Source organism: Frondihabitans sp. GW821-FHT04F02 (genome assembly GCF_059420045.1).
Map to the genome: position 1 here is coordinate 920,254 of NZ_JBWKSZ010000001.1, position 17,099 is coordinate 937,352.

Here is a 17,099-nt window from a genome sequence, read left to right on the forward strand (position 1 = left end):
ACCGAGGCCGCCGCGGTCACGGGAGGCGCGTGACCCGGAGGGGGATGACGCGCTCGGGGAACGACATCGGCGCCTGCAGGCCCGCCGAGGCGAGGGCGGCCCCCGGCAGGTCGACGCCGGGCCACCACGACGGAGGCCGGAGGCCCGGCTCGGGCTCGCCGATCAGGATCGGCTCGACGCGGTAGCGCGCCGCCGGGTCGAGGCCCGGCAGCACGAAGCGGCCCGCCGGCGCCGTGATCGACGTGCCCGTGAACGCGACGAAGAACAGGGCCTCCGACCGGTCGCCCGCCACGGCGCCGTACACGTTCAACGTGGGGTCCTCGGTGTCGGAGCGCACGACGACGCCGGTGTGCATCAGGGCGCGCGAGCGCTTGTAGAGCGCGACCCACTCGGTCAGCTCGGCCATCTCGAGTTCCTGCGCCTGGCCGAGGTCCCACTCGATGCCGAAGTGGCCGAAGATCGCCGTGCCGGCACGGAACGACAGCGGGTGCGCGCGCCCGGTCGTGTGGCTGACCCCCGAGCCGATGTGCGAGCCGAGCAGCTCGGGCGGCAGCAGCTGCATGCTCCAGCGGTTCATGTCCTGGCGCTCGAGCGGGTCGATGCAGTCCGAGACCCAGACCCGGTCGGTGCGCTCGATGACGCCGAGGTCGACGCGGCCGCCGCCCGACGCGCAGGCCTCGATCTCGAGGCCCGGGTGGCGGCGCTTCAGCTCGTCCATCAGCGCGTAGGCGGCGAGCGTCTGCGCGTGGACGCCGGGCGCGCCGACGGGAGGAGTGCCCGCGTCGAACAGGTCGCGGTTGTGGTCCCACTTGATGTAGGCGATGGCGTACTCGTCGAGCAGCGCCGACATCCGCTCGAGGATGTGATCGAACGCCTCGGGGATGCCGAGGTTCAGCACCTGCTGGCTGCGGGCGCGCACCGGAAGCCGGTCTCCGGTCTGCAGGATCCACTCCGGGTGGGCGCGCGCCAGGTCGCTGTCCTCGCTGATCATCTCGGGCTCGAACCACAGCCCGAACTCCATGCCGAGGCCGGTGACGTGATCGATCAGCGGCCCGAGCCCGTCGGGCCAGACGCCCTCGTCGACGTACCAGTCGCCGAGTCCGCGGGTGTCGTCGCGCCTCCCGCGGAACCACCCGTCGTCGAGCACGTACCGCTCGACGCCGACCTGGGCCGCGCGGTCGGCGAGGTCGGTCAGGCGCCCGAGGTCGTGGTCGAAGTAGACGGCCTCCCACACGTTCAGGGTCATCGGGCGCGGCCGCGTCGGGTGCTGCTCGCGCGACCGCAGCCAGCGGTGGAACCGCGCCGCCTGATCGTCGAGCCCGTCGCCGTAGGCCGCGTAGACCCACGGCGACCGGTAGGCGCCGCCCTGCTCCAGCCTGATCTCACCGGGAAGCAGGAACTCTCCCCCGCCGACGACCGCGGCGCCGGTGAAGAGGCGCTCGGCGTAGTGCCGGTGGTTGCCGCTGAACGCCGTGTGCACGCCCCACACCTCGCCGCGGCGGAACCCGAAGCCGGGCACGCCCGCGCTGAGCACCGTCGCCGCATCGGCGCCGGTGCGCCCCTTGCGGCCCTCGCGCTCGTGGATGCCGACGGCGAAGTCGTTGCGCTGCGGCACGCGCTCCTTGCCCCAGCGGCCCGCGAAGTCGAGAAGCACCTTCGCCCGGGGTGGCACGGGGAAGGCGAGGTTCAGTTCCTGCACCCGGTACAGGCCCGGGGCCTCGTTCAGGAGGGTCGCCCGCGCGCGGACGAGCCCGGAGGCGAGCAGCTCGAGCTCGACGGTGATCAGCAGGCCGGCGACCGCGTCGCGGGCCCCGACGACCAGGAGCCCCGCCCCCGCCTCGACGAAGACGCCGAACGCGGCGCCGTCGAGGGCCACGCCGTCGAGGGTGGACGACTCGGGGGTGAACGCGGGAGCCCAGGCCGAGCCGTCGTCGCGGTTGCCGGCGACGCCGGGCTTGCCCGCCCAGCCGACGTGCTGCTCGGGCACCAGGGCCAGGCGGATCGGGTCATCGACGATGTTGCCGGTGCGCGCCTCGACGTTGGCCAGCACGAGCGCCTCGGCGTCGGCCCGGGTCAGCTCGCCGAGGTCGGCGCCCCAGTGGACGATCGCCGGCAGCGCGGCGTCGGCGATGTCGACGAGCAGGCTGACTCCAGACGAACGGAGGTGGACGAGTTTCGGCATTGGAACTCCAGGGGGGGGTGAGGCGCGATCGGCGGAAACACCAGTATGGCGACGTTGACACTCCGTTACGAGCGACCCGCGCGGAGAGCCGCGACGACGAGCGGAACTTGCAGCGGCAGGCGCACCACGGCGATCGCCCTGCGTCGGTTCGATGCGCGCGGGCTCCGGAGGGCGCCGACGGCCATCGTCACGTTCGCGGGAAACACCGCCACGAACAGCGCGGCCGTCAGCACCCCGCCGAGACGCCGAGTGCGCGGCACGGCGAGGGCCGCGGCGCAGACCAGCTCGGCTGCGCCCGACAGGTGAGTCCAGGTGCGGGCGGTGCCCGGCAGGGATCTCGGCACGATTCCGTCGAAGGTCTGAGGGCGAGCGAAGTGCAGGGTGCCCGACGTGCCCAGCAGGGCGACGAGGGATGCGGCGAGACGGGTCATGACGACGATCTCACTCCGCCCGGCTGACACCGCGACTCAGGATCGCGCTCGTCAGGGCCTCGACCGGCTCGCGCGCGGCCGACGGATTCGCCTGCAGCACGTAGTCGACGTCGCCCAGGTCGGGCAGCGCGAACCGCACCGACACCTTCACCAGGTCGGACGGGATCAGCGAGTACGGGAACGCCGCCACCCCGATGCCGGCGCGCACCGCCGCCAGGATCCCGTTCACGTCGCGCGTGTTGCAGGTGATCCGCCAGGTGCGGCCCGCGGCCTCCAGCGCGTCGATCGCCATCTGCCGGCTGAGGCTCGGCCCCTGGTACGTGATCAGCGGAACCGGCTGGTCGGGGTCGAGCTGCATCCGCTCCTGCGCCATCCACACCATCGGGTCGCCGGCCACCCGCGTGCCGGTGTCGAACTCCCCCGCGTTCTGCTTGACGAAGATGAGGTCGAGGTGACCCGACGCGAGGCGCCGCCGCAGGGGCATCGACTGGTTGACGGTCAGCTCCAGGTTGATCTGGGGGTAGAGCTGGCGAAAATGGCGCAGGATCCGCGGCAGCTGCGTGATAGCCAGGTCGTCCGCCGCGCCGAACCTCAGCCGCCCCCGCATCGCCGAGCCCGAGAAGTAGCTCTCCGCCGCCGCGTGCGCGGCCAGGATCGTACGTGCGAACCCGGCCATGGCGTCGCCGTTGTCGGTCAGCGCGACCTCGCGGGTGTCGCGGGCGACGAGCACGCGGCCGGCCGCCTTCTCGAGCTTCGAGACGTGCTGGCTCACCGTCGGCTGGCTGATGGCCAGGCGCTGCGCGGCCTGCGTGAAGCTGTGCGTCTCGGCGACGACGAGGAAGGTGCGGAGCAGGGTCGGGTCGTACACGCGGTCTCCTCGCATTACGAAAGCCAATGACCTTGATTATGGCCATAGGGGAACAGAATGACAACGACGAACCTAGCGTGGAAGGAGATCATCTCTCGCACCACGACCTCTGGAAACCTCTCTGTGACATCGTCGACGTCGACTGCCTTCCCCCCTACCGAACCGCTCACGATCGTGACCGAGCGCCCGCCGTGGCGTCACACCTTCATCGCCCTCTCCGTCCGCAACTTCCGCGTCTGGACGGCCGGCAACATGGTCGCCATGACCGCCGGCTGGATGCAGCGCGTCGCTCAGGACTGGCTCGTGCTCGAGCTCACCGGCAGCGCCACCGCCGTCGGCATCACCGTCGCCATGCAGTTCGCCCCGATGATCATGTTCGGCCTCCTCGGCGGCGTGCTCGTCGACCGGGTCTCGAAGCGCATGCTGATGATGATCACGCAGTCGGTCTTCGCCGTGCTCTCGATCGGCCTCGCGGCCCTGACTCTCTCGGGCGTCGTCGAGGCCTGGATGGTCTGGGGCATCGCCTTCGTGACCGGTCTCGTCACCGTCATCGACAACCCCGCCCGCCAGGTGATCGTGACCGAGCTCGTCGGCCCGAAGAACCTCCGCAACGCGATCAGCGTCAACTCGTCGGTGTTCCAGCTCGGCGGCATGATCGGCCCGGCTATCGCGGGGGTCCTGCTGCTCGCGGTCGGCGCCGGCTGGGCGTTCGTCATCAACGGCGCGGCCTGCCTGCTCGTGGTCGGCATGCTGTCGCTGCTCCGGGCCGGAGAGATGTTCCGCACTGCTCCCGCGCCGCGCCAGAAGGGCGCGCTCAAGGCCGGCCTCGCCTACGCCGTCGGCAAGCCGACGATCATCTGGCCGGTGTTCCTGGTCGCCGTGTTCGCCGTCTTCGGCCTCACGATGCCGGTGCTGCTCGCCTCGTACGCCGATGTCGTGTTCAAGGTCGGCGCGGGCGGCTACGGCCTGTTCAACTCCATGGTCGCGGTCGGCGCCCTCACCGGTGCGCTGCTGTCGACCCGGCGCGCCAACCTGCGGCTCCGCACCGTCGTCATCGGCGTCGGCGTCACCGGGGTCATCCAGGCGGCCGGCGGGCTCATGCCGAACATCGTCGCGTTCGCCGTCGTGCTCATCGGCGTCGGGATGTCGGCGCTGCTGTTCCAGACCGCGTCGAACTCGCTCGTGCAGATGTCGTCGAACATCGGCGTGCGCGGCCGCGTGATGTCGCTGTACATCCTCGTGCTGCTCGGGGGCCAGGCCGTCGGCGGGCCGCTGATGGGCTGGATCGTCCAGAGCTTCGGCGTGCACGTCGGCATGATGGTGTCGGGCGGGGTGCCGGCGCTCGCGGCCGTCTTCGCCGGCGTGATGCTGGCGCGCCGCGGGCACCTGGCGCTGCACGTGCGGGTGCGCCACCACGTGCCGGTGCTGAGCATCGACCACCGCGTGGCGTAGGCGGCGTCGCTCTCCGCGAGGTGGCCCGCGCAGTCAGGCCCCGCCGCGCGAGCCGACGCGCACGGCCACCTCGCGAGATGGCCCACGCCGTCGCTCCCCGCCGCGCAGGCCGACGCCCACGGCCACCTCGCGAGATGGCCCGCGGCGTCGCACCCCGCCGCGCCTCGCGAGATGGCCCGCGCCGTCACGCCCCGCCGCGCCCCGCGAGATGGCCCGCGCCGTCGGGCCCCGCCGCCCGGGCCGACGCCCACGGCCACCTCGCGAGATGGCCCACGCCGTCGCGCCCCGCCGCGCGGGCCGACGCCCACGGCCACCTCGCGAAGTGGCCCGCGCCGTCGGGCCCGGCCGCGCGGTCCGACGCGCACGGCCACCTCGCGCCGCAGCTACTCGCTCGCCGAGGCCACCGCCGACGCGCTCGGGCCGCCGCTCGGTGCACCGACGACGCCGCCGTCGCGGTGGTCGCGGTGGTCGCGGTGGTCGCGGCCGTCGCGGTGCAACTGACCGTCGCGCTCGGCCTGCACCCGCACCGACGATGTGTCGACGCGCGCGTCCCCGTCCGACGGCGCCGTGCCGACGCCGCCGCCCTGGGCGCTGTTCGCGGCCTCCTCGGCCGCCTTGCGCCCGGCCGCGATGGCGAGACCCTGCGCCGTCGCGAGCATCGACGGCCGCTTGCCGGTGATGGCGGCCGTGCGCATCCGGCGCGTGAACAGCTTCTTGCCGAAGATCGTGAGCAGGGCTCCGGCCACGAGGTACCCCGCGAAGATCCGGAAGGCGCTCCACACGTCGGGGCCGACGCCGTACTCGGCGCGTCGCAGCAGCTCGATGGTGCCCGTTCCTGCGACGAAGGGGTGAAGGTGCTGGAAGAACTCCGGCACGAGCTGCACGGGGATGGCTCCACCCGAGGCCGGGACGGTGAAGAAGACGAAGATCAGAAGGGCGCCCGCGGCGACGAACCGGCCGAGGAAGTACGCGAGCCCGTTGGTCACGAGACCGACGGTGAAGACCGTGAGCGCGCCGATCCCCCAGATCTCGAAGAAGTTGCCCGACACGGCACCGATGATCGAGTGCGTGATCACCACGGCGATGAGCGGCAGCACGACGGCGACGCCGGCGATGATGGCCAGGCGCACCCGGTGCCGCAGGGCGCCGCCCATCAGGCCGACGAACATCGCGCTCATGTAGCCGGCGATCATGAAGACGAGCGTGACGTAGAAGAGCACCGTGCCGAACGAGTCGCCGGCGGGCAGGGGTGCGAGGTCGTCTACCGCGAGAGTGCCACCGAGCTGAGTCGCGACCGGAGTGAATGCCGTCTTGGCGAGGGTGGCGATCTGGTACTGCGCAGCGCTCGCGACCACCAGGGTCGAGGTGGTCGTGCCGGGCTCGAAGGCGGCGACGAGCTCGCCCGACCGCACGCCTTCGCGGGCCTCGGCGAGCGTCGCGACGGTGGTGACGTCGAACTCGCCGACCGTCTGCTTGGCGAACGCGTCCGCGACCTCGGAGCTCGACGAGCCGACGAACGCGACCGGGAGGTCTCTGGGCGTCGGGTCGTGGAACGCCAGCACGTAGAAGAAGCAGAAGCAGATCACGAAGAAGAACGGCAGCCAGAGCTGGAGCCCGATGAGCTGGACCCCGGGCGGCAGCTTCTCGTACGAGTTGCGGTAGCGGGTCCAGGCGCCGGGCTTGTCGCCGACGTGCTTGTGAGAGTCTTCTGCAGTTGTCATGGCTTCAGGCAGGATATCCCCGACAGGTGTCGGCCTTGGCGGGTGGCGCTCAGACTGCCGTGCGACGGCGCCCGCCGAAGGCCAGCGACACGTCGAGCCGCCACGGCGACTCCGACCACGGCGTCTGCACCTCGCCCACGAAGCGCAGCCGGTCGCCCGCGTGCACGGTGAGGCGCCCGCCGAGGTCGAACCGCGAGCTCAGGACGAAGACGGCCTCCCCCTCGTCGAGCTCCAGGTCGTCGACGAAGGCGGTGTCGATGGTCGCCCCGAACCCCGCCTCGTCGAACCATACCGGGACCCTCGCGAGCAGGATCTGCGGAGCCACCGTCGCCCACTCCGCCACAGCGCCGGGCACAGCCCCGGCGAGCACGCGCGCGTCGAGGCACCCGTCGGCGTCCAGGGTGGCCACCGACCTCCGGAGGTCGACGCCGAGGTCGACGCCGTCCACACGAAACCGGTCGTCCATCCATCCAGCGTAGGCCGCCGTCCGTTTACTTGTAGAGACAACCAATTGCTAGGATCTCGCCCATGACGGAAACCCGGTGGCTCACCTCCGACGAGCGCGAGGCGTGGGTGCGGTTCGCGGCCGTCCTGGAGCTGCTCCCGGGCGTCCTCGACTCCCAGCTGCAGCGCGACGAGCGGCTCACCCACTTCGACTACTTCGTGCTGGCGATGCTGTCCGAGGCACCCGAGCGCACGCTCCGCATGACGGCGCTGGCGACCCGCACCAACGCCACGCTCCCCCGGCTCTCCCGGGTCGTGACCCGCCTCGAAGAGCAGAGGCTCGTGGCCCGCAGCCCCAGCGCCGACGACCGCCGCGCCACCGACGCCTCGCTCACGGACGCGGGCTGGCGGAAGGTCGTGCACGCCGCGCCCGGCCACGTGGCTAACGTCCGCGACTCGGTCATCGACGCCTTGACGCCCGCGCAGGTCGCGCAGCTCCGCTCCATCAGCGACGCGGTGCTCGGCCGGCTCGACCCCGACGGGAAGCTCTTCGCCTCCGGTAGTTGACTGGGCTCATGCGAACCATCGTCTACACCGAGCCCGGCTCCCCCGACGTCCTCCACCTCGTCGACCGCGACATCCCGACCCCCGGCCCCGGCGAGGTGCGCCTGCGCGTCGTCGTCTCGGCCGTCAACCCCACCGACTGGAAGTCGCGGCAGAACGGACCCGTCGAGTTCCCCGAGGTCACCCCGAACCAAGACGGAGCGGGCGTCGTCGACGCTCTCGGCGACGGCGTCTCGACCCTCGAGGTCGGCGACCGCGTCTGGACGTACCTCTCGGCTCGCAATCGCCCGACCGGCACCGCGCAGGAGTACACCGTCCTCCCAGCCGAGCGGGTCGTGAAGCTCCCCGCGGGCACGAGCTTCGACGTCGGAGCGACCATGGGCGTCCCCGCGATGACCGCCCACCGCGCCCTGACCGTGCTCGAGGGCGGTCCCGACCGCCTGCACGCGGGCGCGCTCGACGGGCGGGTGGTGCTCGTCGCGGGTGGCGCCGGAGCCGTGGGCCACGCCGCCATCCAGCTCGCGCGCTGGGCGGGCGCGACCGTCATCACGACGATCTCGAGCGACGAGAAGGCCGAGCTGGCGCGACGCGCGGGCGCGCACCACGTGGTGAACTACCGCACCGAAGACACGGCCGCTGTCGTGAAGGCGATCGCCCCCGACGGCGTCGACATCGTCGTCGAGGTCTCGATCGTGCAGAACGCCGACCTCGACGCCGACGTGGTCGGGCAGCGCGCCGTCGTGTCGATTTACGCCGACGACGGCGGCGCGACCGCAGAGCTCGCGGTGCGCCCCAACATGTCGAAGAACACGCGCTACCAGTTCGTGCTGCTCTACACGATCGGCGAGACGGCCATGCGGGCCGCGGTCGAGGACGTCACCGAGGCCCTCATCGCCGGCGCGCTCCCCGTCGGCGAGGCCGCGGGGCTCCCGCTCGTCCGCTTCCCCCTCGCCGAGACGGCGGCGGCGCACCAGGCCGTCCAGGATTCCGTCACCGGGAAGGTGCTCATCGACATCGGCGACACGACCTCAGCCGGCTGACGTCCCTGCGGCGGGGCGGCGGCGGTCGAGGTGCCGGCCACGTCAGTCGCCCCCGCCGCCGCCTCCCCCGCCCCCGCCGTCTCCACCCGCGCCGCCGCCGTCGAATCCGCTGCCGCCACCGTGCCCACCGCCGAGGTCGAACCCGCCGCCGTGACCGCCCGCATGGTGTCCGCCGCCGGAATCGCCGACGCCGACCCCGAAGGCGTAGGGCGCGTAGTCGACATCGTTCCGGCCCACCGCAGGCTCCCGCCGCGCCACGATGATCCTGCGCACCGCCTGCGCCACGTCGGCCTCGCGGTGCACCTTCAGCCGCTCGGGGTCGATCGGCGTCACGAGCCAGCGCAGGATCCCCGCGGCGTCGCAGAACCCCACCAGCGCGCGGGTGCGCTCGTCTCCGTCGACCTCCCCCGCGAGGACGGCCTGCATCGCCGCCACGGCGCGCGTGCCGACCGCGGCGTCGCCCTCGACGACCGAGCGGCGCCGGAAGACCCCCAGCACCCTCCGCTCCCGTTCGACGAGCACGACGATGCAGTCGCGCGCGACGCGGGCGACGCGGTCCCGCGGCAAGTTAACGCACCCGTAACAGCAGAGAAACGGGGGCGTGACGCCACGCTTCCAGACTGTGAGGCACATACCTGTCGCTCGACAGGAATTCCCCTCGCGAAAGGCACGTCATGAGCTCGCCCTCTCGCTCCACCCCGCTCTCGCCCCGCACCGAGCCCGCCGCGGTCCGCACCGACTCGGCGGAGCCGAACGCGCTCGGCTACCCGCAGGACCTCCACCGCGGCGTGGGCTCCTTCGCCTCGTTCGCCGCCGGATTCTCGTTCGTCTCGATCCTCACGACCGTGTTCCAGCTGTTCGGCCTCGGCTTCTCGTTCGGCGGCGCCGCGTTCTTCTGGGCGTGGCCGGTCGTGTTCGTCGGCCAGCTGATGGTGGCCCTCAACTTCGCGCAGCTGGCGGCCTGGTGGCCGATCTCAGGCGCCATCTTCCAGTGGTCGAGCCGCCTGGCCGGGTCGGTGGTCGGCTGGTTCACCGGCTGGACGATGATCATCGGGCAGATCCTCACCGTCGCCGTCGCAGCGGTCGCCGTGCAGGCCGTGCTCCCGGCGATCTGGTCCGGCTTCCAGATCGTCGGCGGCCCGACGGCCGACTCGGCACCGCTGTCTGCGACAGGAGCGCAGAACGCCGTCGTGCTCGGCATCATCATGCTGGCGATCACGACGGCGGTGAACATCGTCTCGGTGAAGCTCATGGCGCGCGTGACGAGCGTCGGCGTCACCATCGAGATCGTCGGCGTCGTCGTGCTCGTGGCGGCGCTGTTCCTCCTGCCCGAGCGGTTGGCGAGCGTCGTCTTCACGACCGAGGGCCGCGCCCCGGGCGGCTCGTACCTCTGGGTGTGGCTGGCGTCGGCGCTGATGGCGGCCTACGTCATGGTGGGCTTCGACTCGGCGGGCGAGCTCTCGGAGGAGACGCATGCGCCCCGCCGCACGACGCCCAAGACGATCATCCGCGCCCTCACGGTCTCGGGCCTCGGCGGCGCGCTCCTGATCGTCGCGGCTCTCGTCGCGGCTCCGAGCCTGTCCGACGGCTCGCTCGTCTCCGGCGGGCTCGCCGGCGTGGTCGAGTCCCGGCTCGGAGGCGTCCTCGGACGACTGCTCCTGTGCTGCGTGGCCGTGGCGGTCTTCGCCTGCACGCTGGCGGTGCAGACGTCGGGCTCGCGCATGGTCTACTCCATGGCCCGCGAGCGGGCTCTGCCGTTCTCGGCCTTCCTCGCGAGGGTGTCTCCGCGCACGGGGACGCCGATCGCGACCTCGGTCGTCGTGGGCGTGGCCGCCGCGATCGCTCTGGCCGTCAACTCGGGCAACTCGGCCCTGTTCACGGCGCTGTCGAGCCTCTGCATCGCGATGCTCTACCTCGCCTACCTCGGCGTCACCGTGCCGCTCCTCGTGCGGCGTCTCCAGGGCTGGACGCGCGACAAGGAGGCCGGCGTCGACGAGGACGGCAGGCCGCTGTTCTCGATGGGCCGCTGGGCCATCCCGGTCAACGTCGTCGCGGTCGTCTTCCAGGTGCTCATGGTGATCAACCTCGCCTGGCCGCGAGCGGCGATCTACGACCTGACCGGGCACAGCTGGTGGCTGCAGTGGTCGGCGCTCCTGTTCATCACGGCCACGCTCCTCGTCGGCGGCGCGTACTACGCCGCGACGCACCGCCGTCACAGCGCCCTGCGGCTCGTCCCGACGACCGCCGCGATCCCCCTGGTGGAGGCCGCATGACGGCCGACACGACGGCCATCGGCGCCGCGGCTCCCGGCACGGACACGGTGTGGGCCGCCCGCGAGAACGCGCGGGCGCGGGCGGAGCTGACGGCCGACTTCATGCCGTACCTCCCGGCCTCCACCTCGCCGTTCGCGCCCGAGGGCATCGATCCGAGCGACCTGACCTGGGCCGAGACCGTCGCGCCCGGCGGATACACCCACCGCGTCGTCGCCCGAGGCACGCGCGTCCGCTTCGACGATCCGACGGGCGACGCGTGCGCGCACGTGCTCGTCTTCAATGCGCTCGAGCCGTGGGAGCGCCTGAACGTCGCCGACACGCAGAAGATCCCGTGGCAGGCGTACCTCGGCGAGGGGCATCCGCTTCTCTCGGGCGACGGGCGGGTGCTCGCCACGGTGACCCGCGACGGCTCGGGTCATCACGACGCGTTCTGCGGCACGTCGAGCGCGGTCTGGAACGACAGGAAGTACGGCGCCAGCGTGCCCGAGGGCCCGGCGCCGGCGGGCCGCGACCTGTTCGTGCTCGGCGCTGCGAAGCACGGCCTGACTCCGCGCGATCTGCCGCCGTCGGTGTCGTTCTTCCAGGGCGCCCGCGTCGACGAGCAGGGCGACGTGCACTTCGACGGGAGCGCAGGAGAGGGCGCCTTCATCGAGCTGACCGCCGAGCTCCCGCTGATCCTGCTCGTGGCCAACGTGCCGCACCCCCTCGACCCGCGGGAGTCGTACACGGTGGGCCCGCTGCGGGTCCACGCGTGGCGAGGCTCCCCCACCGGTCCGGGCGATGCGGCGTGGAGCACCAGCCCGGAGCGCACCCGCGCCTACCTCAACACCGCCGACTACTGGGAGGCACGCCGACCGTGACCCTGTTCGCCACCACCACCGGAACCCTGGAGTCGACCGTCCCGGTCGGCGCCTCGATGGCCGACGGGTCGCCGCTCGACTGGTCCGGCCCGCTGTCCGCCGGAGCAGTCGTCCTCGACGATCGGATCGCACCCCGCGCCTCGTGGTCGGGAATCGTCGCCTCAGGCGACGTCCTCACCATCGTCGACGTCGGCGGCAACCAGTCGGCCGACTGCCTGATCTTCGACGCGCTCGACCACGGCCGGCGCTACAGCGTGCCCGACACGATCGCCTGGCAGGGCAACGCCTACGTGCGGGAGGGCACCGTGCTGCGCTCCGGCGAGGGCGAGCCGCTGATGACGGTGACGGCGAACGAGATCGACCGCCAGGACACCATCGGGGGCGCCTGCTCCAAGGAGTCGAACACGCTCCGCTACGGCTACCACACGCACTTCCAGCACGGCTGCCGCGAGAACTTCCTGGCGGAGGGCGCCAAGCACGGCCTCGGCGCCCGCGACCTGGTGTCGAATCTGAACTGGTTCATGAACGTCCCCGTCGAGCAGGACGGCACCCTCGGCATCGTCGACGGGATCAGCGCGCCGGGCCGCCGCGTCGCGGTCCGCGCCGAGCGCGACGTCCTCGTGGTCATCTCGAACTGCCCGCAGATGAACAACCCCTGCAACGACTTCAACCCGACTCCGCTCCGGATGATCGTCACGTCCGGCGGGGCCGCGCTGTGAGCGCCCGCTTCGACACCGTCCTGATCGCCAACCGCGGCGAGATCGCCCGGCGCGTCATCCGTTCCGCGCACGACCTCGGCCTGAAGGCCGTCGCCGTGTTCTCCGAGGCCGACCGGGCCGCCCCCCACGTCCGCGAGGCCGACGACCGCGTGCTGCTCGGACCGGCGCCGGCCCGAGAGTCGTACCTGCGGATCGACGCGATCCTCGAGGCGGCGGAGCGCACCGGCGCGGGCGCCATCCACCCGGGCTACGGGTTCCTCTCGGAGAACGTCGAGTTCGCCCGCGCCGTCGAGGGCGCGGGGCTGGCCTTCGTCGGCCCGACGCCCGAGCAGATCGTGTCGTTCGGGGCGAAGCACACCGCCAGGGCTCTGGCCGGCGAGGCCGGCGTGCCGATGCTGGCCGGGACGGGCCTGCTCGCAAGCGCCGACGAGGCGGTCGCCGAGGCGCTCCGCATCGGGCTGCCCGTCATGCTCAAGGCGACCGGCGGCGGCGGCGGGATCGGCATGCAGGCCTGCGCGACCGTCGACGAGGTGCGGGAGGCCTACCTCGGCGTGGCGCGGCTCGCCGAGAAGAACTTCGGCTCGGCCGGGGTCTTCCTCGAGCGCCTCGTGCGCCCCGCCCGGCACGTCGAGGTCCAGCTGTTCGGCGACGGCGAGGGCCGTGTCGCCGTGTTCGGCGATCGCGACTGCTCGCTCCAGCGCCGCAACCAGAAGGTCATCGAGGAGGCCCCGGCACCGGCCCTGCCAGGCCACGTGCGCGAGCTGCTGCACTCGTCGGCGCGATCCCTGGCCGAGAGCGTGGGGTACCGCTCTGCGGGCACGGTGGAGTTCGTCTACGACCCGGTCCGCGAGGAGGCGTCCTTCCTGGAGGTCAACACCCGGCTGCAGGTCGAGCACCCGGTGACCGAGGAGGTCTACGGGGTCGACCTCGTCGCCCTCATGCTCCGACTCGCGCGCGACGGCTCCGCCGGCATCGACGACGCGGTCTTCGACGTCGCCGCCGAAGCGCGTGGACACGCCGTCGAGGCGCGCGTCTACGCGGAGGACCCGGCGAAGCAGAGCCGCCCGAGCTCGGGCCTCGTCACCCGCGCGGCCTTTCCGGGAGACGGCTCCCCCGCTCTCGACGGAGTCCGCGTCGACGGCTGGATCGAGACCGGGCTCGAGGTGTCGCCCTTCTACGACCCGATGCTCGCGAAGGTCATCGCGTCGGCGCCGAGCCGCGACGGCGCGCTCGACCTGCTGCGCGAGGGCCTCGAGTCGTCTCGCGTCGATGGCGTGGTGACCAATCTCGCGTTCCTGCGCTCCCTCACCGACGACGTCGAGCTGCGCGGTGCCGTGCACTCGACCTCGACGCTCGACGAGACGCACGACCCGGACGCCCGCATCGACGTCGTCTCGCCCGGTCTTCAGACGACGGTGCAGGATCTCCCCGGCCGCGTCGGCTACTGGCAGGTGGGGGTGCCTCCGTCGGGTCCCTTCGACCCGGCGTCGTTCGCCGAGGCGAACCTCGCGGTCGGCAACCCGGAGGGCGCGCCGGCGCTCGAGGTGACCGCCACCGGACCCACGCTGACCTTCTCGACGCCGAGCGTCGTCGCCGTCACCGGGGCGCTCGCGACCATCGAGGTCGACGGCGTTCCTGTGGCGCAGTGGGAGCCGTTCGACGTCGGAGCCGGGCAGACCGTGTCGGTCGGCACGGCCGCTGGGCCCGGCCTCCGTCTCTACCTGGCGGTCCGGGGCGGCATCGACGTGCCGCCGTACCTCGGCAGCGCCTCCACGTTCACCCTCGGCGGCTTCGGCGGCCACGCGGGGCGAGCACTGCTCGCCGGCGACGTCCTGCGCACGGGCTCGCCCGACTCCGAGGCCGACCACCCGGCCATCGTCGGCGACGAGCGGCTGACGCGGATCCCGGGGCCGACCCCGGCGCACCGTCGGCCCGCGCTCACGTCGAGCTGGCAGATCGGCGTCACGGAGGGGCCGCACGCGGCGCCCGACTTCTTCACGCGCGCCGACCTCGACGCCTTCTACGCGACCGACTACGGCGTGCACCACAACTCGGCGCGCACGGGGGTGCGTCTCATCGGGCCCCGCCCCGGCTGGGCCCGCGAGGACGGCGGCGAGGCCGGACTGCACCCGTCGAACATCCACGACACCGCCTACGCCGTCGGCGCCGTCGACTTCACGGGAGACACGCCGATCATCCTGGGCCCCGACGGGCCGAGCCTCGGCGGCTTCGTCTGCCCTGCCGTCGTCGCGAGCGGCGAGCTCTGGAAGGTCGGCCAGCTCCGCCCGGGCGACACCGTCCGGTTCGTGCCGGTGAGAGAAGGCGACGCCGCGGCGCTCGTCGACCACCGGGCGTCGCTCACCCTGCTGACCTCCGGCGGCGACGGCGACGACGGGGTGCTCGCACGGCGCGACGCGTCGGCCGATGCGCCGAGCGTCACCTACCGACGCGACGGCGACGACAACGTGCTGGTCGAGTACGGCGACATGACGCTCGACATCGGTCTCAGGATGCGCGTGCACGCTCTCCAGGAGCGGCTGGCGGAGGCCGGGGTGGCCGGCGTCGTCGACGTCACCCCCGGTATCCGGTCGCTGCAGGTCCACACGGACGCCCGCACGCTGAGGGTCTCCGACATGGCGAGGATCCTGCAGGAGCTCGAGACGGAGATCCCGCCGACCGGCGAGCTCGTGGTTCCGTCGCGCACCGTGCGGCTGCCCCTGTCGTGGGACGACCCGGCGACGCGCCTCGCGATCGAGCGCTACATGGCCGGCGTCCGGAGCGACGCCCCGTGGACCCCGTGGAACATCGAGTTCATCCGCCGCATCAACGGCCTCGAGACGGTCGACGACGTGTTCCGCACCGTCTTCGACGCCAGCTACCTCGTGCTCGGCCTCGGCGACGTGTACCTCGGCGCGCCGGTCGCGACGCCGCTCGATCCACGGCACCGGCTCGTCACCACGAAGTACAACCCGGCCCGCACCTGGACCGCCGAGAACTCCGTCGGCATCGGCGGGGCGTACCTCTGCATCTACGGCATGGAGGGCCCGGGCGGCTACCAGTTCGTCGGGCGCACCACGCAGATCTGGAACCGGTTCCGCAAGGGCGGCCTGTTCCAGGACGACCCCTGGGCGCTCCGCTTCTTCGACCGCATCGAGTGGTACCCCGTCTCGGCCGACGAGCTCCTCGAGCTCCGCGCCGAGACGGACGCCGGGCGCGGTGTCGTCGACACGACCGACGGCGAGTTCTCGATCGCGTCGTACCAGCGGTTCCTCGACGACAACGCCGGGTCGATCGCCGACTTCCGGGCCGTGCAGGCGGCGGCGTTCGACGCCGAGAAGGAGCGCTGGCGCGCCTCTGGCGAGTTCGACGTGAGAGACGAGCCGCCCGTTCCCGCGACCGACGAGGTCGTCCTGCCCGAGGGAGCGACGGGGGTGTCGGCGCCCTTCCTGTCGACGATCTGGCAGGTGAACGTCGAGAAGGGGGCGATCGTCGAGAAGGGCGACCGCATCCTGGCCGTGGAGGCGATGAAGATGGAGTCGGTGATCGAAGCACCCCTGTCGGGGCGGATCCTCGAGGTGTACGCGAGCACCGGCGACCAGGTGTCGCCCGGCCAGGTGCTGGTGTCCATCGAGCACGGCTCGAACGGAGCCGCGTCGTGAGCGCCGTCGCGCGCGTCGAGGCGGCGTTCGCCCGGATCGCCGAGGCCGACCGGCCCGAGGTCTTCATCAGCCTGCGCTCTCTCGACGAGGCCCTGGTCGAGGCCCGCGCACTCGACGAGCGGGCGTCGGCCGGCGAGCATCTTCCCCTCCACGGCCTGGTCGCCGGGGTCAAGGACAACATCGACGTCGCGGGGCTGCCGACGACAGCGGGCTCCGCCGCCTACTCGTACGAGCCCTCACAGGATTCGACGGCCGTCGCCCGGCTCCGCGCCCTGGGCGCGCTCGTCCTCGGCAAGACCAACCTCGACCAGTTCGCGACCGGCCTCGTCGGCACGCGGAGCCCCTACGGCGCCGTCCGCAACGCGTGGGATGCCTCGCGCATCTCGGGCGGCTCCTCGTCGGGATCGGCCGTGGCCGTGGCGCTCGGCATCGTCGACCTGGCGTTCGGCACCGACACGGCAGGATCAGGCCGGGTCCCCGCCGCGCTCAACGGGATCGTCGGCGTGAAGGCCACTCGCGGCCTCCTCCCGACCACAGGCTCCGTGCCGGCGTGCCGCTCGATCGACTGCATCACGGTGTTCGCCCGCGACCTGGGGCTCGCCCGGACGGCCGTCGAGCTGCTCTCCGGCGCCGACGGCCTCGACCCGCTGTCCCGCGACGACCGGCCGACCGAGATCGTCCTGCCGGCCCGCCCCCGCGTCGCCGTCCCCGCGCCCGTGCACCTCGACGGGCTCGCCCCCGGCTGGGCAGACGCCTTCGCGCGCAGCGTCGCGGCCCTCGCTGCCACCGGCGTGGACATCGCCGAGGTCGTCCTGCCGGCCCGCCCCCGCGTCGCCGTCCCCGCGCCCGTGCACCTCGACGGGCTCGCCCCCGGCTGGGCAGACGC

At 72.5% G+C, this 17,099-nt stretch carries 14 protein-coding genes; 8 read left to right on the top strand and 6 right to left on the bottom strand.

Features of this window, described 5'->3' with window-relative positions:
- Positions 1–16: 16 nt before the first annotated feature.
- The 3 genes from AC07TY_RS04340 to AC07TY_RS04350 all read right to left on the bottom strand — a co-directional run bounded on the left by AC07TY_RS04340 (position 17) and on the right by AC07TY_RS04350 (position 3,481).
- Positions 17–2,182, bottom strand: coding sequence for an alpha-galactosidase (locus AC07TY_RS04340; protein WP_488626109.1), 2,166 nt, complete (start codon positions 2,180–2,182; stop codon positions 17–19).
- Between the two features lie 65 nt (positions 2,183–2,247).
- Positions 2,248–2,613, bottom strand: a complete 366-nt coding sequence (locus AC07TY_RS04345; protein WP_488626108.1) for a DoxX family protein — start codon at positions 2,611–2,613, stop codon at positions 2,248–2,250.
- A 10-nt stretch (positions 2,614–2,623) separates the two neighbouring features.
- The gene (locus tag AC07TY_RS04350; protein WP_123505133.1) at positions 2,624–3,481 is read right to left on the bottom strand and encodes a LysR substrate-binding domain-containing protein; all 858 of its coding nucleotides are present in this window, start codon (positions 3,479–3,481) and stop codon (positions 2,624–2,626) included.
- A 57-nt stretch (positions 3,482–3,538) separates the two neighbouring features.
- Between AC07TY_RS04350 and AC07TY_RS04355 the strand changes: the two genes are divergently transcribed.
- Entirely contained in the window at positions 3,539–4,933 is a 1,395-nt protein-coding gene (locus tag AC07TY_RS04355; RefSeq protein ID WP_494784423.1) for an MFS transporter, read from the top strand.
- A gap of 383 nt (positions 4,934–5,316) precedes the next feature.
- Here the strand turns inward: AC07TY_RS04355 and AC07TY_RS04360 are convergent, their stop codons facing one another.
- Together AC07TY_RS04360 and AC07TY_RS04365 are read right to left on the bottom strand one after the other, a co-directional pair.
- Positions 5,317–6,654, bottom strand: coding sequence for an ABC-2 transporter permease (locus tag AC07TY_RS04360; RefSeq protein ID WP_494784424.1), 1,338 nt, complete (start codon positions 6,652–6,654; stop codon positions 5,317–5,319).
- 49 nt (positions 6,655–6,703) lie between these two features.
- Positions 6,704–7,120, bottom strand: coding sequence for a hypothetical protein (locus AC07TY_RS04365; RefSeq protein WP_494784425.1), 417 nt, complete (start codon positions 7,118–7,120; stop codon positions 6,704–6,706).
- Between the two features lie 62 nt (positions 7,121–7,182).
- On the opposite strand from AC07TY_RS04365, the gene AC07TY_RS04370 reads away from it, so the two are divergent.
- Positions 7,183–7,665 (top strand): MarR family winged helix-turn-helix transcriptional regulator, encoded by a 483-nt coding sequence (locus AC07TY_RS04370; RefSeq protein ID WP_494784426.1) that lies wholly within the window; start codon positions 7,183–7,185, stop codon positions 7,663–7,665.
- Between the two features lie 8 nt (positions 7,666–7,673).
- Positions 7,674–8,702: an NADPH:quinone reductase gene (locus tag AC07TY_RS04375; protein WP_494784427.1), complete on the top strand. Its 1,029-nt coding sequence runs from the start codon at positions 7,674–7,676 to the stop codon at positions 8,700–8,702.
- Between the two features lie 42 nt (positions 8,703–8,744).
- On the opposite strand, the gene AC07TY_RS04380 is transcribed toward AC07TY_RS04375, so the two are convergent.
- Positions 8,745–9,269: a GPP34 family phosphoprotein gene (locus AC07TY_RS04380; RefSeq protein ID WP_494784428.1), complete on the bottom strand. Its 525-nt coding sequence runs from the start codon at positions 9,267–9,269 to the stop codon at positions 8,745–8,747.
- A gap of 107 nt (positions 9,270–9,376) precedes the next feature.
- Here AC07TY_RS04380 and AC07TY_RS04385 point away from each other — a divergent pair, with 107 nt between their 5' ends.
- The 5 genes from AC07TY_RS04385 to AC07TY_RS04405 all read left to right on the top strand — a co-directional run.
- Positions 9,377–10,975 carry an APC family permease gene (locus AC07TY_RS04385; RefSeq protein WP_494784429.1) on the top strand — a complete coding sequence of 533 codons (1,599 nt, stop codon included), beginning with the start codon at positions 9,377–9,379 and terminating at the stop codon, positions 10,973–10,975.
- Entirely contained in the window at positions 10,972–11,835 is an 864-nt protein-coding gene (locus AC07TY_RS04390) for an urea amidolyase associated protein UAAP1 (protein WP_494784430.1), read from the top strand. The genes AC07TY_RS04385 and AC07TY_RS04390 overlap by 4 nt, the downstream gene beginning before the upstream one ends.
- A 56-nt stretch (positions 11,836–11,891) precedes the next feature.
- Positions 11,892–12,554: an urea amidolyase associated protein UAAP2 gene (locus tag AC07TY_RS04395; RefSeq protein ID WP_494784556.1), complete on the top strand. Its 663-nt coding sequence runs from the start codon at positions 11,892–11,894 to the stop codon at positions 12,552–12,554.
- Complete coding sequence (uca, locus tag AC07TY_RS04400; RefSeq protein WP_494784431.1) at positions 12,551–16,213, top strand: urea carboxylase; 3,663 nt, start codon at positions 12,551–12,553, stop codon at positions 16,211–16,213. Before AC07TY_RS04395 ends, uca begins: the two co-directional genes overlap by 4 nt.
- Positions 16,210–17,099 (top strand): amidase family protein (locus AC07TY_RS04405; protein WP_494784432.1); only part of this gene is annotated, 890 nt, incomplete at its 3' end. The genes uca and AC07TY_RS04405, both read left to right, overlap by 4 nt.

Bases quoted from the DNA above. Each gene is read 5' to 3' on its own strand.
- AC07TY_RS04385 (WP_494784429.1), top strand. From the start codon at position 9,377: ATGAGCTCGCCCTCTCGCTCCACCCCGCTCTCGCCCCGCACCGAGCCC.
- AC07TY_RS04365 (WP_494784425.1), bottom strand. From the start codon at position 7,120: ATGGACGACCGGTTTCGTGTGGACGGCGTCGACCTCGGCGTCGACCTC.
- AC07TY_RS04375 (WP_494784427.1), top strand. From the start codon at position 7,674: ATGCGAACCATCGTCTACACCGAGCCCGGCTCCCCCGACGTCCTCCAC.
- AC07TY_RS04340 (WP_488626109.1), bottom strand. From the start codon at position 2,182: ATGCCGAAACTCGTCCACCTCCGTTCGTCTGGAGTCAGCCTGCTCGTC.
- AC07TY_RS04360 (WP_494784424.1), bottom strand. From the start codon at position 6,654: ATGACAACTGCAGAAGACTCTCACAAGCACGTCGGCGACAAGCCCGGC.
- AC07TY_RS04345 (WP_488626108.1), bottom strand. From the start codon at position 2,613: ATGACCCGTCTCGCCGCATCCCTCGTCGCCCTGCTGGGCACGTCGGGC.
- AC07TY_RS04390 (WP_494784430.1), top strand. From the start codon at position 10,972: ATGACGGCCGACACGACGGCCATCGGCGCCGCGGCTCCCGGCACGGAC.
- AC07TY_RS04370 (WP_494784426.1), top strand. From the start codon at position 7,183: ATGACGGAAACCCGGTGGCTCACCTCCGACGAGCGCGAGGCGTGGGTG.
- AC07TY_RS04355 (WP_494784423.1), top strand. From the start codon at position 3,539: ATGACAACGACGAACCTAGCGTGGAAGGAGATCATCTCTCGCACCACG.
- AC07TY_RS04395 (WP_494784556.1), top strand. From the start codon at position 11,892: ATGGCCGACGGGTCGCCGCTCGACTGGTCCGGCCCGCTGTCCGCCGGA.